General features: G+C 44.4%; 15 protein-coding genes. 7 read left to right on the top strand and 8 right to left on the bottom strand.

Annotation, left to right across the window (positions count from 1 at the left end; genetic code table 11):
* The first annotated feature begins 5 nt into the window (after window positions 1-5).
* Window positions 6-2,447, top strand: coding sequence for a DMSO/selenate family reductase complex A subunit (locus tag K5Q73_RS07600; RefSeq protein ID WP_220760828.1), 2,442 nt, complete (start codon window positions 6-8; stop codon window positions 2,445-2,447).
* A gap of 12 nt (window positions 2,448-2,459) precedes the next feature.
* Window positions 2,460-3,092, top strand: a complete 633-nt coding sequence (locus K5Q73_RS07595) for a DMSO/selenate family reductase complex B subunit (RefSeq protein WP_220760827.1) — start codon at window positions 2,460-2,462, stop codon at window positions 3,090-3,092.
* 64 nt (window positions 3,093-3,156) lie between these two features.
* On the opposite strand, the gene K5Q73_RS07590 is transcribed toward K5Q73_RS07595, so the two are convergent.
* The 5 genes from K5Q73_RS07590 to K5Q73_RS07570 all read right to left on the bottom strand — a co-directional run bounded on the left by K5Q73_RS07590 (window position 3,157) and on the right by K5Q73_RS07570 (window position 6,953).
* Window positions 3,157-3,612 (bottom strand): thioesterase domain-containing protein, encoded by a 456-nt coding sequence (locus tag K5Q73_RS07590; protein ID WP_220760825.1) that lies wholly within the window; start codon window positions 3,610-3,612, stop codon window positions 3,157-3,159.
* Window positions 3,613-3,663: 51 nt separating this feature from the next.
* Window positions 3,664-4,101, bottom strand: a complete 438-nt coding sequence (gene dtd, locus K5Q73_RS07585; RefSeq protein ID WP_220760823.1) for a D-aminoacyl-tRNA deacylase — start codon at window positions 4,099-4,101, stop codon at window positions 3,664-3,666.
* A gap of 284 nt (window positions 4,102-4,385) precedes the next feature.
* Window positions 4,386-4,967, bottom strand: a complete 582-nt coding sequence (locus tag K5Q73_RS07580) for a hypothetical protein (RefSeq protein ID WP_220760821.1) — start codon at window positions 4,965-4,967, stop codon at window positions 4,386-4,388.
* Between the two features lie 19 nt (window positions 4,968-4,986).
* A complete protein-coding gene (locus K5Q73_RS07575; RefSeq protein WP_220760820.1) occupies window positions 4,987-5,919 on the bottom strand; it encodes an alpha/beta fold hydrolase in 933 nt (310 codons plus the stop codon).
* The gene (locus tag K5Q73_RS07570) at window positions 5,919-6,953 is read right to left on the bottom strand and encodes a virulence factor BrkB family protein (RefSeq protein WP_220760818.1); all 1,035 of its coding nucleotides are present in this window, start codon (window positions 6,951-6,953) and stop codon (window positions 5,919-5,921) included. Before K5Q73_RS07570 ends, K5Q73_RS07575 begins: the two co-directional genes overlap by 1 nt.
* 121 nt (window positions 6,954-7,074) lie before the next feature.
* Between K5Q73_RS07570 and K5Q73_RS07565 the strand changes: the two genes are divergently transcribed.
* The 5 genes from K5Q73_RS07565 (at window position 7,075) to K5Q73_RS07545 (ending at window position 11,222) form a co-directional block, all read left to right on the top strand.
* Window positions 7,075-7,296: a hypothetical protein gene (locus K5Q73_RS07565; RefSeq protein ID WP_220760816.1), complete on the top strand. Its 222-nt coding sequence runs from the start codon at window positions 7,075-7,077 to the stop codon at window positions 7,294-7,296.
* 28 nt (window positions 7,297-7,324) lie between these two features.
* Entirely contained in the window at window positions 7,325-7,972 is a 648-nt protein-coding gene (locus K5Q73_RS07560; RefSeq protein ID WP_220760814.1) for a DUF2959 domain-containing protein, read from the top strand.
* Window positions 7,973-8,155: 183 nt separating this feature from the next.
* Entirely contained in the window at window positions 8,156-9,370 is a 1,215-nt protein-coding gene (locus K5Q73_RS07555; protein ID WP_220760812.1) for a 4Fe-4S binding protein, read from the top strand.
* Between the two features lie 336 nt (window positions 9,371-9,706).
* Window positions 9,707-10,900 carry a DUF418 domain-containing protein gene (locus K5Q73_RS07550; RefSeq protein ID WP_220760811.1) on the top strand — a complete coding sequence of 398 codons (1,194 nt, stop codon included), beginning with the start codon at window positions 9,707-9,709 and terminating at the stop codon, window positions 10,898-10,900.
* Between the two features lie 34 nt (window positions 10,901-10,934).
* On the top strand, window positions 10,935-11,222 hold the full coding sequence (locus tag K5Q73_RS07545; protein WP_220760809.1) for a hypothetical protein: 288 nt from the start codon (window positions 10,935-10,937) through the stop codon (window positions 11,220-11,222).
* Between the two features lie 99 nt (window positions 11,223-11,321).
* Here K5Q73_RS07545 and pdxY read toward each other — a convergent pair whose 3' ends face one another.
* The 3 genes from pdxY to typA all read right to left on the bottom strand — a co-directional run bounded on the left by pdxY (window position 11,322) and on the right by typA (window position 16,411).
* A complete protein-coding gene (pdxY, locus tag K5Q73_RS07540) occupies window positions 11,322-12,185 on the bottom strand; it encodes a pyridoxal kinase PdxY (protein WP_220760807.1) in 864 nt (287 codons plus the stop codon).
* Window positions 12,186-12,474: 289 nt separating this feature from the next.
* Window positions 12,475-13,929, bottom strand: a complete 1,455-nt coding sequence (locus tag K5Q73_RS07535) for a disulfide bond formation protein B (protein ID WP_220760805.1) — start codon at window positions 13,927-13,929, stop codon at window positions 12,475-12,477.
* A 652-nt stretch (window positions 13,930-14,581) separates the two neighbouring features.
* Entirely contained in the window at window positions 14,582-16,411 is a 1,830-nt protein-coding gene (gene typA / locus K5Q73_RS07530) for a translational GTPase TypA (protein WP_259650743.1), read from the bottom strand.
* Between the last annotated feature and the right edge of the window lie 229 nt (window positions 16,412-16,640).

Genomic DNA, 16,640 nt, shown 5'->3' with positions numbered 1-16,640 from the left:
GAGGAATGGAACGTAGAAGTTTTTTGAAAGCCAGTGCGGCACTGAGCTGTGCAGCGACTGTAACCGGTTGTAAAACCGACTCAGATAATGCCAATGTTAGCCCGCCAGAGCCACCAGTATCAGAGCTCACTACCGGCTGGCAAGCTTGCTTTGTAAACTGCGGCTCAAATTGTCCGGTTAAATTTACCGTTGTTGATGGCGTAGTCACCCAATTAGAAACCGATAACGTCGATATAGACAGTTACGAAAATCGCCAAATTCGCGCCTGTCCTCGTGGTCGTTCACTACGTCAGCGAATTTATGCTGATAACCGTATTAAATACCCTATGAAACGCGTCGGACCACGCGGTAGTGGTGAGTACGTTCAAATATCTTGGCAACAAGCTATTGCTGAGATCTATGAAAACCTTTCTGAGATCTATGCAGATCCTGAAGCGGGTCCTGAGTCGATTCTATTTCCGGTATCAAGTGGCACATCAGGAATGAAAACCAGTGGCACTCACATTTGGAAACGCCTATTCCACCTTCTAGGTGGCTACTTAAATATTCATGGTTCATATAGTACACACCAAATTGATACTGCAACCCTGTATACCTATGGTGTTGGCAGCGTAATTCTAAACGGCTTAGAAAGCTCTACACAAGAGATACGCAATTCAGACTTAGTAGTATGTTTTGGTTATAACCCACAAGAAACCTTTATGAGTGGCGGTGGTGTGGCTTATGAATGGAGTGAAGCATTAAGCCAAACTCAAGCTGAAGTGATCATGATTGATCCTCGCTATACAGAATCTGCCGGTGGTAAAGAAAATACTTGGCTACCTATCCTACCGGGAACCGATGCAGCCCTCGTTGAGGCGCTAATCTATGAGCTCATTCAGCTCAATGCCGTAGATGATGCATTCTTAAAAGACTACGTTGTTGGTTGGACGGAAGATACCTTACCTGACTCAGCAAAAGGACAGCAGCTAAGCTATAAAGACTACATATTAGGTAACAGTAGCGATAGCACGGTAAAAGATGCCCAATATGCTGAAGCAATTACAGGGATCTCACAGCAACAGATCAAAGATCTAGCCTCTAAACTTGCCAGTGCCAGCGCCCCATTTATTCAAATGGGCTGGGGCTTACAAAGACAAGCAAACGGCGAAAACAACGCCCGAGCCATTTATACCTTAATCGCGGTATTAGGCAAGTTTGGCCTGCCGGGAACCTCTAGTGGAGTTGGCGCTAAAAACCACACCCATGCTTTTGTGACCCCAGGGATACCAAGCTTAAAAAATCCTGTCACTAAATCAATCCCTGCATTTACTTGGACTGATGCGATTGCCAATGATCTCAGCAAAGAGCCGATGACAGCATTAACACATGATGTGATTGATTCAAGCGCGGCCGATCCTGAACAAGTTAAGCTGGATAAAAACTTGCGGGCGATTATTGTTGCTGGCAGTAATATGCCAGGATCCCAACATGCGGATATTAACCGTACCCAACAACTTTTAGCCGATCCAAATAGCAGCGTTAAGTTTGTCTTAGTGTCAGAAATCTACATGACACCATCAGCAAAGATGGCTGACATAATCCTGCCAGAAGTCACTCAATTTGAAACCAATGATATCGTTTGTGACGGCTGGCACTCAGGCGATCTTGCAAACATCTTAATCACACAGAAAGCCATTGAGCCTATGTATGAAGCCAAAACAACCTACGATATTTGCACCATGATTGCTGAGCGTTTCGGCAAAGGTGAGCAATTTACTGAAGGGCGAACCAAAGAGGAATGGTTAAAGTATTTATGGACAACTCCGATGAATGCGCTTGGCCTTCCTGATTATGACACAGCTAAGACTCAAGGTATTTTCAAGCATTACAACGGCTCGACACCTCCAGGATTACAGGCATTTAGGCAAGACCCAATTGCAAATAAGTTGAATACTCCATCGGGTAAGATAGAGATCTACTCAGAATCACTTGTAAATAAAACCAAAAACTGGATCTTGCCTGAAGGGGAAGAGATAAGTGCTATTCCTAAGTTTGCAAACCACTGGGAAGGAGCAACTGAAGATAATACGGATTACCCATTCCAAGTGGCCTCATACCACACCAAAGGACGAGTGCACTCTAGTTTCCATAGCCATTCAATGCTGCGTCATGCAGTACAAGACTGTGTTTGGTTAAACCCAATCGATGCAAGAGCGCTACAGTTAAGCAATAAACAACTGGCAAAGATTGCGAGTCCACGCGGTGAAATTGTATTACCAGTCAGAATCACTTCACGTGTTAGACCTAAAGTCATTGCCCTATCTCAAGGAGCATGGCGAACCGCCACTCAAGTCAATGAGGTGGATTATGGCGGAAGTATAAATGTACTGACTTCCACTCGCCCAAGTTTAATTGCCAAAGGCTGCACATCAGCAACTTTACGCGTAAAGCTCACTGCAGCATAGAGAGAGTAAAAAATGACTAATAAACAATATGGATTCCTATTTGATGCCTCTAAATGCAGTGGCTGTAAAGCATGCCATATCGCCTGCCAAGACAAGTTCAATGTAATCGACACAATCAAACCACGTCGCGTCTATGAATATGCCGGTGGTAACTTCGATTTAGACGGCAAAGTTGTGCATAGTAACGATGTGTTTTCTTACTACACCTCAATTGGATGTAATCACTGCTCGCATCCTGTGTGTGTAAAAGCCTGTCCAACGGGAGCTTGCCACAAAGAAAGGGCTACTGGCATTGTAAAAATTGAATCTAGCTTATGTATTGGTTGTAAAAGCTGTGCAAGGGCATGCCCTTATGACGCACCTCAATTTGATCAGCAGCGTGGCTACATGATCAAATGTGATGGTTGTATTGACCGAGTCGCTGAAGGTAAACAGCCTATTTGCGTGGAATCATGTACGATGCGAGCATTGCAGTTCGGTGAAGTCACAGAGCTCAAACAGAAGTACCCAATGGCAAAAATTGCTAATGTGGCACCGCTGCCATCCAGTGATATCACCCAGCCAAATTTGCTAATAATAGAAAATAAAAACTCAAAATCGTCTGGTTCTTCTGAAGGGCAACTGGTCAATGAATTTGAGGTCTAAATAGGCTTCCCCTCTCCTCAAACAACGCTTAGGTAGTAAATTACTATCTAAGCGTTAATCCTATTTATAAAAACTTGGCCTTGCTAACATATAGCCCTGAGAAACTGGCGCACAGCTTATCTTTGCAATAAAGCTCGACCTCTATACGCACCTTTACTCTGCGGCCTAATGCGAGCTTTGATAGGTCACTCTCAGGCCATTTAACCTTAGCAATTGGCTGTCTGTCGATGGGGGCAATATAACGCACATTGGCGTCAGCCAAGACGATATCACCATCCAGCCCTGCCAACTTCTGTTGCAGCCATAACATGCCCCAGCCTGTGAGTGTCAAGAGGGTATAAATACTGCCAGCAAACATGGTGTTGTGCTGATTGATATTAGGCTCTAGCGGAGCAGAAACCTCAAAACAGCGACCATTAAACGCCTTAGGCACTATCTGCATAAACTTACTCACAGGTATGGTTTGATGCCAAGTTTGTTGCAACTGTTCTAGTAATGTTTGATGGTTCGAGTCTGGCATCTATTTATCCTAATACTGGCCTATACAATCCCTATCGCCAACGCTGGAGATCTACACCTGCAAATTAAAGGTCACCGGGCCGTCGTTAACTAATGATACTTTCATATCAGCGGCAAATTGGCCTGTTTGGGTATTCACCCCTTTGGACTTGCAAAAATCGACAAAAGCCTCATAGAGTTCTCGGGCTTGATCCGGCGTACCAGCCCCTGAAAAACTCGGGCGCAAGCCACGGCCGGTATCAGCAGCGAGTGTGAATTGCGACACGACTAGCAGACTGCCACCCGCTTGCTCAAGATTGAGGTTCATCTTGCCATTCTCATCGGCGAACACACGGTAGCTCATCACCTTAGTGGCCAGCTTTTGCATCTTCTCAATGTTATCCTCACGCTCAACACCGAGTAACACCAACAGGCCTTTATCTATCTCACCGATAGTCGCGCCATCAACGACAACTTTTGCTTCACTCACACGTTGAATAAGGGCAATCACGTACACACTCTCCGATAAAAAATTAATAACTTAAATGAAAAAGCGAAGACGAACGCTTCGATTTAAAAGAAGGACCTAGATCCTAGGGCGCTGCGCTTCGAGGACGGACTGCGTCCTAATAGGAAGAGCAAAAGCAAAAAGCATCATCTTTGCCATTTATTAGCTTTTCCGGCTTTTCCCATCTTTTCCGTAAGCGCAGCGTTCCGTACGGCCGTAGGCCGATCGTCTTGTACCGTCTCAGCCTTTCCTAGGACCTGCTTTTCCTTTCCTAGCACCTTCTTTCTTTAAATCGCCTGAATATTCTGCATTACCGGAATTGGCTTGATCACGTCTTCAGCACCTTCTGGTAAAGATTGGCCGACCTGACGCAAACCTTCATCGGTCCATAGAATGAAACGGCGGATCTCTTCCATGCTGATGGTATCTACAAATGTTGCCGCGCCTTGCACCTGAATAACTGCACCTTGATCACGGACAACAAATTTAGCGAAGTTAAGCTTCTGATTAAGGGTGCCAATCATAAACAACATCTCTTTGCTGCCTACATACTTAGGATGAATGGCATAAAAGCGATTCATCATGATGCGATCAATACCATCTGGGTTGATGCTAGGCTGCAAAATAAATTGGTTGTTATCAAAATTCACAGCCACGCCATTAGGACCAGCACGAGACGCCATATAACTTTTACTTAACAGCGCTTCTAGTAGCTTGGTGGTTGCGTCTTCATTAGATAAACCGCCTAAATCAACGCTTTCTGGGGCTAACGTCGTCACTTCAACATCTTCATTTTTCTCTGTTGAAGCACATGCCGTTAATCCCATAGTTAAGCTTAAAGTTAAGCCCGTAAGAATCAGTTTTTTCATAGCGTGTATATTTCCTTGTTTATTGTTTGGCCATTTCCCGTATGGCATCCGTTACCGCTTTAGCCATCTTAACATCGGCCAGAGCGTGATACCCGCCTTTAATCTCAGTCACTTGTACTAACTGGCTAGCCCTATCTTTAAAGAAGTCCTGTAACACCTTAAAGGGGCAGACCCAGTCCATTTCACCTTGTAGTACGTATGTTTGACACTGAATCAAAGGCAGTTTAACGATGAGTTTTTCAAATGCGCCAAAGTAATCATTAGCTACATAATAAAGCTCAATGCTTGCTAGAGACTGACTGAAAGGTGCATTGGCTTCGTCAAGCGTACTGCCGGGATAGGCTAAAGCCATCTCCCAGCTGAGCCAGCGACGAGTATAATCGTGCCGGATCTCTCGGCACTCACTTTCAAGTTTGGTTCGATAATGAGTGAGTAAAGTCTTGAGTTTTTGGGGCTCTACACCCTGCGTAAATCGGCTATATTCACGGTTAAACAAACGCGCTGCGCCGCTATTACCGTAGAGCCATTCGATTCCCGCTGGGTTGGGAATAAACAATCCCCAGAGCACTTGCGAAACCACTCGATTTGGATAACACGCCGAATACAATAGCGCCAAAGTGGCACCAAATGAGCCCCCTGCTAGCATCCATTGCGGAACGTTAAGCCAACAACGAACCCGTTCAATATCATCCAGTAAAGCGTGCAAATTATTATGTTTAAGCTCTCCACGGGGGCGAGAACGCCCAGCGCCGCGTTGATCGAGCAAAATAACTTGATAGACAGACAGGTCGAATAGTTTTAAATCTTCTGTACTGCAACCTGCTCCCGGACCACCATGCAGATACAATAGTGGGATGCCATTCGGATTGCCGTACTGCGCCACATATAGCTGATGATCATCTCCAACATCTAACCAGGTTCGGCGAAGGAGTGGCGGCTGCACTACAGACATTAATCCGGCTTGTCCTGCTTAGCAGGCTTATCTTTATCGACTAACTCAGTCTGCTTAGCTTGGACGGGATCATTAGCTTTCTCGCTGTTTCTGACGCTGTCTTGATTATCAGGCTTTGATTCAGCCACCTGCTCTTCGATTTTACTTTCAACTTTGCCTTCGGCTAATGCGGCTTCACGCATAAGCTGGCACTCATGCAGGTACTCAGGTAGTCCCGCGGTGATCTCAGCGCCGACGAGTACGATTACCCAGGAAACATAAACCCAAACAAACAGTATAGGTATGGTCGCTAACGCCCCATAAATAGCCTCATAACTGGGGAACTGAGTCACGTAATAGGCAAAGCCCTTTTTACCCAACTCAAACAGCATCGCGGCAACTAACGCACCTAGCAATGCATGCAGAAACTTAACCTTTTTAATTGGCACGACCATATATAGAAGTAAGAAGGCTGCAACCGAAAATAGCATAGGTAAACGCTCTATCAGGATGGGAACAACACCTGAAAGCTCTGTTTCACTAAATAACTTTAACGACACTATATAGGAGGTCGCCACTAAGCTAGCACCCACTAGTACAGGCCCTAAAGTCAGCACCATCCAATACATAGAAAATGACACCGCCGCCTGACGCTTCTCTTTGGCACGCCAAATACTATTGAGCGCCTTATCGATAGCCGAGATCAGCATCAATGCCACCACCATTAAAGCGACTATACCGACGCTAGTGCCCTTAGATGCGTTGGCAACAAACTCGTTAATGTATATCTGTACCGTATCACCCGCGGCTGGCAAAAAGTTGTCGTAAACAAAACCCTCTAACTTTTCACGAATACCTGAAAAAACGGGAAATGCCGACAACATGGAAAACATCACCGCGACAATCGGCACCAATGACAGCAAGGTGACATAGGCTAAGTGCCCTGCCTTGATGTTAACTTGGTCCTCTTTGAAGCGACTGAGTAGATGTAAGAAAAATGCCCAAATGCTCAGTAAAAAAGAACGAACCTGATTTATCGCTATCTTATTTTTCACTTGTTACTCTTGATTCTGTTAAAGTTAGTCTTAATTCATTAGTCGATAAATGATCTGCGGATCATTATCTTGGTACAATAAAGCTTATAACCTTCTCTTTACAAGCATAAGGATTGAATTGATGTCTCAACAAGGATCTGCGGGCAACGTTATTGCCGCTATCGCGAGCTTTTTCTTCCCAGGTCTTGGACAACTCGTTCAAGGTCGTATTTTAGCTGCACTGATTTTTTGTATTATTGCCGTTGTTGGTTATGCCCTATGGTGGCTAATTGTTCCCGCTATCATCGGCGGTATCGCTCACCTGTGGAGTATTATCGACGCAGCTAAATATCGCTCAGAGTAACTCACCGAATTTTCAGGGATATTAGAAAATGAAAAAAATAATCACCAGTGCGATTGTCGCTACCAGTTTATTGCTAACAGGCTGCCAGAGCGCTTATTACGGTGCTATGGAAAAAGTGGGTTATCACAAACGTGACATCATGGTCGATCGTGTCGAAGATGCCAAAGAGTCTCAAGAAGAAGCCCAGGAGCAATTCAGCTCTGCCCTCGAAGAGATGCAGGCGCTGCTAAATCATGATGGTGGTGATCTAGAAAGTGCTTACAACAAGGCAAAAGATGAGTACGAATCAGCGCAAGGTGCTGCCGATGACGTGACTAATCGTATCGACAAAGTTGAAGATGTTGCCGAGGCTCTATTCGACGAGTGGCAAACTGAAATTGGCGAAATAAGCAAAGCGAGCTTACGCCGTAACAGTGAGTCAAAACTCAGAGAAACTCAACGCTCTTATTCTCAGCTAGTTAAAAGTATGCGCCGCGCAGAAAGCAAGATGGAGCCGGTACTGACAGCGATGAAAGATAATATGCTGTACCTAAAGCATAACCTTAATGCCCAAGCTATTGGCGCGATCAAAGGTGAGTTTGCTAGCCTACAGACTGATATCTCTGGTTTGATCAAAGAGATGAACAAGTCCATTGATGAGTCGAACAAGTTTATCGCCTCGTTAGAAAACAAATAAGTAAAATCTTAAGTTTGGTTCCTGAGCATTATCGCTTAGGAACCAACTTTGTGAGCTTCAACCACATTTCACACTCTGCTATCGCAAAACTTCGATCTCCTCCACAAGCCACGAACTTACCCAGAACTTCTTTTCTTTAAAAGTTTCACAGTAGTATCAATCATCTTTGAACTGATATTTGTCATGAGCTTTATTGAATCCTTAACCCTTGCTTTAGCATTGACCTACAGCGTCAGCCTACTTTATTGGAGCGGCAAAAAATGGGGCGCACTAGCATCAGGCATGTTAGTCACAGGAGCCATTATCTCCAGCCTTTATTGGCCATTAATCGCTGCGCTGGCCATTGCAGTCGTTATCACAGGCTTAGTGTGCAAGTTACAGCCTGAAGTCGCTCAAGGCGATCTAAGAGCCAATAACCTTCGAGATGGCGTGCAACATCTTCTAGCACTATCAATGCTATTGGTTGGCGTGCAATTTGTAGTTAATAGCGCATTACTCAAATCTGGAATAACCCCGTGGTTAATGCGACCCGATGTTGGTGATGCCTTCCTGCCCATTGCTGGCGGTATTGAAATAAAGGCTATTCTCACTCTAGGGATTTGGGACCAGAACCATCCTGCCGCTGCGGTTATGCTCACAGTCGTGCTACTTACGGGTTTACTGTGCAAGCGTGCCTTTTGTGGTTGGGCTTGCCCCCTGGGCTTAGCGGGTGATTATCTCTATAAACTTCGCAAACGCTTTATCAAGCAAGAACTATTGCCACCCGCTTGGATAGACTGGCCGCTGCGCATGATTAAGTACCTGTTATTATTGGCCTTGCTATACATCATTATTGGCATGCCAAGTCAGAGTATTCCGGGATACTTAAACAGTAATTATCACAAAATAGCCGACCTGAAAATGGCGCTATTTTTCATCACCCCGGGGTTAGTCACCCTTATCTGCTTCGGCTTTATTCTTGGCCTTGCAGCTTGGCGACGCCAAGGGTTTTGCCGTTACATTTGTCCTTATGGTGCACTACTTGGAATACTCAGTTTTTTAAGCCCGTTTAAAATTCGTCGCAATACTCAGCACTGCTTAATTGATGCAAAAGGCATGAACTGCGACAAATGCACCCGAGCCTGCCCCGCTAATATCAAGGTACATAAGCAGATAAATATCCGCACAGATGAATGCCAAGCATGTATGCGCTGTGTATCGGCTTGCCCTAAGAAAGAAGCGCTACATTTTAGTACTCGCAATGGCTGGAAACTGTCTGCACGTGGACTCACCATTATGCTGCTAACGATTATGTTCTTTTTGCCGCTGGTCGCGTATTTAGGTGGCTTCTGGCATAGCGAAACACCAGTTGAAGCAAGAATGTATTTAATTCAGCATTTAGACCGGATAGGGCATTGATAGAAGGGCCTAGGACTTAGGGCCTAGGAAAAACTAAGAAAGGTCCTAGGTGCTAGGAAAGGCCGAGACGGAACGCTGCGCTTACGAAAAGATAGGTTAAAGCAAAGACCGGAAGCTCACAAAGAGCATAGGTGATGCTTTTGGCTTTTGCTGTTCCTAGCACCTAGAAGCGCAGCGTCCTAGAACCTAGGTCCTTGCTTTAAAGCGCTGCGCCCTAAAACCTAATCCCTTGTATTAAATCTAAATAAGCTAATGAATATTCTTCATTTTAACTGTGTTCAAATTATGTACTCAGGTTGATAAACTGCACCCAAATAGGACATTTAAAGGGTCAACATGGAACTGTCGACACAAACACAATCTCAAGCTGCATCCACATCATCTTCAACAAATCCAACAAAGCGTAACGCTAATCTTGATGCCATTCGTGGCTTGGCGGTACTGGGCATTTTGTTTATCAATATCTACACTTTTGGTAACGGTTTTTTCGGTTACGCAAACCACCCGGTAACCCCTTGGTATGACACGGCAATAGATATCTTCAATAGCTTTTTTATTGAAGCACGGTTTTTGAGTTTATTCGCGATACTCTTTGGCGCAGGGCTAGCTATTCAGTCGGAGAAAATACTTAACTCAAATCAAGCTGACCAGATGCAGTCACGACTTAAGTGGCTGATGTTATTCGGTGCTTTACATGCCACTTTCATTTGGTTTGGCGACATTTTGTTTGCCTATGGCGTCAGTGGCTTATTAACCCTTTGCTATATTTCACTGACACAGCAAAAAATACTCCGCAGAGCCGGTCTATTTTGGGCCATTGGCTTAATCAGTTTAATCCTGATGACAATATTACTCTCTGAGCCTTTTCCGCTTCGAGAGAGCGCCGAAGCTACGCTTCAATATCAACTGTGGACAGGCCCTTATTTAAGTCAATTAGTTGAACAAGTTATTTTATTCTTAGCCATTGCCGTCACAACACCTTTTACAACAATGTGGTTTGCCTCGGGACTAATGTTGTTAGGTGTATACCTGTATCGAGAGGGGGTGTTCGAGCAAGGCTTTAGCCGCAAGCAGCTGCTCCGCTTAATCATTGCAGCACTAGTGTTTTCTGCCATAGATAGTCTTTGCAGCTTGTCTAGCTCTGCGCTATTGCAAAGTGTCAGCCCGGCGATAGTCGTGCTCAGCGCTCTGCCCACTGCATTAATCTATATTCACATTTTGGTTAAAATATGCCAAAACCGAGCAAACTTCCTCACACCATTACAAAATGTTGGTCGCTTAGCCTTGAGCTTATACATTCTGCAATCAATCGTGATGTCTCTGCTATTTAGATACTTTGCGCCAACACTACTATTAACCCTAGATAGACCGGATTATGTGGCTATTGCCATTGGTTTTTCACTCATGCAGATTGTGATTGCTAGACTGTATTTAAAGTATTTTAATCAAGGTCCACTGGAGTGGTTATGGCGGGCACTGAGTAGCAGCAAACCAACTGAACCGAAGAGCAGCCCGATTGCCAGTAACTAGGTATTAACTCACTAAAGCTAACCGAGGATAGGTAATGGAAACAGCCACAGGACATCCCAAGCAGAGTATAGCCCTTGCCAGTATTTGGATTATTGCAGCACTGGCTATGGTGGCGTTAGCGCTTCATTTCGCACTCAATGGTGGACTAATACTAGTACCCTGTTTGCTCGGCTTAGCGGTGATTCATATCTTCATCGCTAGACAGAGACTGACTAGGTATCAGCTTCCTGAGCAAGAGTTTAAAAAGTTGATACGTAATGTGGGACTGGCGGTGGTTATAATGTCGAGCTTAGGCGTGGTTTTCACTTCTGCAGTGAGCTAAACGCTATTATAAACACCCAGTAAGCAAAAGCCCTGAAGCTGTGTCAGATTCAGGGCTTTTTCGTGTTCATCGTTGAGCACATTTAGCGACAAGTTAACACTAGCTAACTTTTTGCGCTTGTTGTTTAATCACTGGCGTTGCAATGGCATCTTGAGCACGGATTAATTGCAGCTCATAAGCGCATTGCTTAAAGGTTTCTAATAGAACTGCATCCACAGAGGCATTGGTGCGCTCAAAGGCATCTATCGGACTATATCCAGCTTGTAAATTCGCTAGCATCAAACCACTGATTAAGTCGCCCACACCTACAGGCTGTTTTTCAAATTCATATAATGGACGAGACACTAAATAGCTTCCCTCTTTAGTCACTAACAACATCTCGAACTGCTCTTTAGAGGTTGCAGCTTTGGCAAGATGCTTCACCACAACCATCTTTAAGCCTTTGCTTAGCAGGCTCTGACAAGCATCTATCACTTCATCAAGGTTATGTAGCTCTGTATCGGTAAGCGTTTCCAGCTCTAATAAATTTGGCGCGATAATATCGGCTGCGGCTAAGGCTTGAGTTTTTAAGAACTCCTGCACACCTGGCGACACAATACAGCCCTTTTCAGGGTGGCCCATAACAGGGTCACAAAAGTAGATGGCATTAGGGTTAAGCGCTTTCATCTTCTGCACTGCTGCGGTAATTTCAGCGCCTTGCTCAGCACTGCCTAGATAGCCACTTAATAGCGCATCGCAGTTCTTCAGCTCACCAATATTATCCAACCCCTGCACCAATTCAGTGATCTGACCCGCAGGCATAATCATTCCAGCCCATCCTTGTGCGTACTGCGTATGGTTAGAGAACTGCACCGTATTAATTGGCCAAACCTCCATACCTAGACGACGCATTGGGAATACAGCACTGCTGTTTCCAGCGCAGCCAAATACCACATGGGATTGAATGGATAAAATCCGCTTCATTGGTCACTACCTTTAATGTTATTAGCGATGTTAATTGAGGGTGCTCTATTGCCGTTTATTGACAACTAGCAGAGATTTTTAGCAATTATACCAATTAGGCTAAATTAGTATTCTCAAACTTAATCAGCTTGTGAGCTATTGCATAGGATTTGTATTCTCAATGGCCAATCACCAGCTGATAGGGCCTCCTTACACCCCATATGAGCTAGCTTAAAGCATTAAAAAAGCCCTTAATGATTAATTAAGGGCTTAGTATTATCAAAGCAATTTATTACATTGCGTTAAATAATTAGTGCTGAACTTGGTAGAAGTTAACACGGTTGTTAGCTTCGGTCGCATCTAATACTGCAAACTCACCATTCACAACTGTCATTGCTTGTGGGTTATTCAGACCCGCAATATCGCTAGCTGCAACAAGGGTATTTGAAGCCAAATCCATGGTTAGCATTTGCTGACCAGAATGGCTAAGTAAGTAAGCTTTATCGTCTGCCACGCTAATACCGGTTACATTCGGGTATTGCTCAGCGTCAATGCTAATAATCGCTTCACTGTTAAGCTCGTAATCTTTGCCACTTAAACGCGAAACCACAAAGTTATTACGCTTAGTATCAGGCAGAGTAACCATTAAATACTCTTGAGTGTTCGCGTCCCAGCCCACGTTAGCAACGTAGTTGTACTTAGCTCGCACAGTCGCAAAACGGCTACGCTTTAGCTCACGCACACCATCCGTACCTTCGATAAAGCGACCATAAGTATCGTCAAACTTCACGCTTGGATCGTACTCAACGCGTACAAAGCTCTTGTGATCCGCTGTAACTAATACCGATGTTTCGCCGTCAAAAGTCACACCCGCAAGGTTAGAGATCTCAGCAGAGAAAGCAGCATCAATCTGCACTTTTGCTAAAATAGTTGTCAGCGTGTCATCTAAGAAATAAACCCAATTATTGCTAGTCACTACTGCGTATAACTTGCTTTGAGGGTTGTAGCTCATACCCGTTGCTAAGCCGAAGATGTCACTTGGTAGCTCAACGCTTTTAAGCAATTGAAGCTCGTCGCTTGTCGCAACTTTAGTCGCATCATTTTGAGTCATGCTTGCAAAATCAGGCTTCTCGATTGAGTAAGCACCACGGGCTGACAGCTTAGAAAGCGTTGGCCAGTTAGCCGTAGACCAAATGGTTTTCTCTGAATCAAAGGTCATACGCACAGGATCGCTTTGACCGATATATGGGAATGGACCTGTTTGCGTAAAGGCTTGCACTATGTTGAAGCCAATAATGACTAGGAACACGTTGACCGTTACCTTGTTCAGTAAGCTCCATTCACTGCTATCACTTTTTTCTACTAGCTTGTCGCCTTGTAGCAGCATTAATACGCCGGCAAACAATAAGATAATCGCAAAGACCACAATCACCCATACATAGGTGTGAACGCCAAAAATCGCGGGGCCAAAACCTTGGCCAATATCACGCAAAATGTGCGCTGAACTATGACGATAGCCTGCCCATAAGCCGTATACCGCAGTGATAATCAGTGCGCCAATATACTTTGGCTTTAAACCGTAACGCATGATAAAAATCGCGATTAGCGAGACCAGCACCATAGCGGTGCGCTCTTGCCAACAAAGAATACAAGGGGTGTCACCCATGGCAAAGCCCAAGATGATACAAGCGATACCGACTGGTAAAGCGATTAGCGCTAATGCCGCCAACGATATAATTCTGTTTACTGTTAATTCATTCATCATAGTGTTCTCACAAGTTACCAGCAGGCACTAACATGCCCCAAGTGGCGATCAACCAAATTCCCATGCTCATTAAAATGCTCAGAGCCAAAAAAATATGCGCCATTTTTTGTTTGTGAGGTTTAAAGGCAACCAAGAAACAAGCAATAAAAATTAGGCAAAAAAGTAGAAATTCCACAACTTTCTCCAATAGAGTTCACTAGAACTCAATTCAAAAATGCGCTTAGCAATAAGCCAAATATCGGCTAAAAATGTCGACAGCAATCGCTGTAATACTTGGTAATTTGTAGTGCAAGTTACTCAAGCTGAGACTAAATTACGGTAAATTTACGGAAAAAAATGTGCCCCAACCGCCATACCTCTAAATGAGTATTAGCGTATTCTGATTTTTGCTAAGCAGGTTCATTTATCACTAAATTAGTGAGCGCTAGCGCTTACACACAATTGACGAGGGAGCGGTGATTCACACTCTAATGCGAGTTGTGAGCCTAGGCTAAAAGCATGAATTAATGGGATTTAAAACAAAGAACTGAGTAATAGGGTGAGCAATGCCACTAAAAACACGCAACTGCAGATAACAAAAAAACCCCCAACATTTGCATGTTGGGGGCTTTCAATACTTAACCTAATTAAAGGTTGAAGCTAAACCCGGTCATTACTTACGGTTATGACGCTTACGCTCGTTTTCAGTCAAGAAACGCTTACGAACACGGATGTTCAGTGGCGTTACTTCTACTAATTCGTCATCATCGATGAACTCAAGAGCTTGCTCAAGTGTCATTTCGATATGCGGAGTTAGTACCTGAGCTTCGTCAGTACCAGATGCACGCATGTTAGTTAGCTGCTTACCTTTCAAACAGTTAACTGTAAGGTCGTTAGCACGTGCGTGAAGACCAACTACTTGACCTTCGTATACTTCAGCTGCGTGAGTAATAAACAGACGACCACGCTCTTGAAGACCGAATAGTGCGAATGTTAGTGCTTTACCAGTAGCGTTAGAGATCAATACACCACGTGCACGTTGACCAATGTCACCACCTTTCAATGGACCGTAGTGGTCGAATGAATGGTAAATTAGACCAGTACCAGAAGTCGCTGTCATGAATTCAGTTTGGAAACCGATTAGACCACGGCTAGGGATAACGAAGTCGATACGTACACGACCCTTACCGTCTAACTGCATGTCCTTCATGTCACCCTTACGAGTACCAAGCTTTTCGATTACTGCACCTTGATGTTCTTCTTGAACGTCAACAGTTAGTGTTTCGAACGGCTCACACATCTCGCCATCAATCTCTTTGATGATAACTTCTGGACGAGATACAGCTAGCTCGTAACCTTCACGACGCATGTTTTCAATCAAGATTGAAAGGTGAAGTTCACCACGGCCTGATACGCGGAAACGATCTGGGCTGTCAGTTTCTTCAACGCGAAGTGCTACGTTATGTACTAGCTCTTGTTGTAGACGCTCAAGGATATTACGTGAAGTAACAAACTTACCTTCTTTACCAGCGAACGGAGAAGTGTTCACCTGGAAAGTCATGGTTAGAGTTGGTTCGTCAACAGATAGAGCTGGTAGTGCTTCTACAGTAGTAGGGGCACAAATAGTGTCAGAAATCTGCAGCTGGCCAAGACCAGTGATTGCAACGATGTCACCAGCGTTAGCATCAGATACTTCGTGACGCTCTAGACCCATGTAACCTAATACTTGGCCAATCTTACCGTTACGCTTCTTGCCATCTGCGCCAAGAACTGTAACTTGTTGGTTAGTTTTAACACTACCACGCTTGATGCGGCCAATACCGATAACACCCACGTATGAGTTGTAGTCGATTTGAGAAATTTGCATCTGGAAATCACCTTCAGCATCAGCATCTGGTGAAGAAACTTTTTCAACAATAGTTTCGAATAGCGGTGTCATGTCAGCGCTAGTTTCGTCTGGATCTAATGTTGCAAAACCGTTTAGTGCAGAAGCATAAACGATTGGGAAATCTAGCTGCTCATCGGTAGCGCCTAGGTTGTCGAACAAGTCAAATACTTGGTCAATAACCCAATCTGGACGCGCGCCAGGACGGTCAATCTTGTTAATAACAACGATTGGCTTTAGGCCTTGAGCGAAAGCTTTCTTAGTTACGAAACGAGTTTGTGGCATTGGACCATCAACTGCGTCAACTAGTAGCAATACTGAGTCAACCATAGATAGAACACGCTCAACTTCACCACCGAAATCGGCGTGACCTGGGGTGTCTACGATGTTGATGCGGTAATCGTTCCACTTGATGGCAGTGTTCTTGGCCAGAATCGTGATACCACGTTCCTTTTCAAGATCATTTGAATCCATCACCCGCTCAGTGGCTTCTCCTCGAGACTCAAGGGTTCCTGACTGCGCCAGCATCTTATCAACCAAGGTAGTCTTACCATGGTCAACGTGTGCAATAATGGCGATGTTACGTAAATTCTCTAACACGGCTAAACCTCTTACCATCGGTATAAAATATAGGGGGGTTACTGACAACGACTAAAACCAATCTAGTATAGTAGTTGCAATAAAAAGCGTGACATTCTACTCTAGCTCGGCAGTATCTCACAGGATTATTTTTAACCAATCGTTAAAAATAACTCTTTCGTATTCTTTTTTTTCGCCTTAACGCTCGCTTTTTATTCATTTTTTTATACTTTAGCTATATGACACTATTAGTATCGACTCCTTCGGT

The sequence above is a fragment of the Shewanella sp. MBTL60-112-B2 genome, from assembly GCF_019655055.1.
In the GTDB taxonomy this organism is placed as follows: Bacteria; Pseudomonadota; Gammaproteobacteria; order Enterobacterales; family Shewanellaceae; genus Shewanella.
This window is presented reverse-complemented; position numbering and strand designations above follow the sequence as displayed.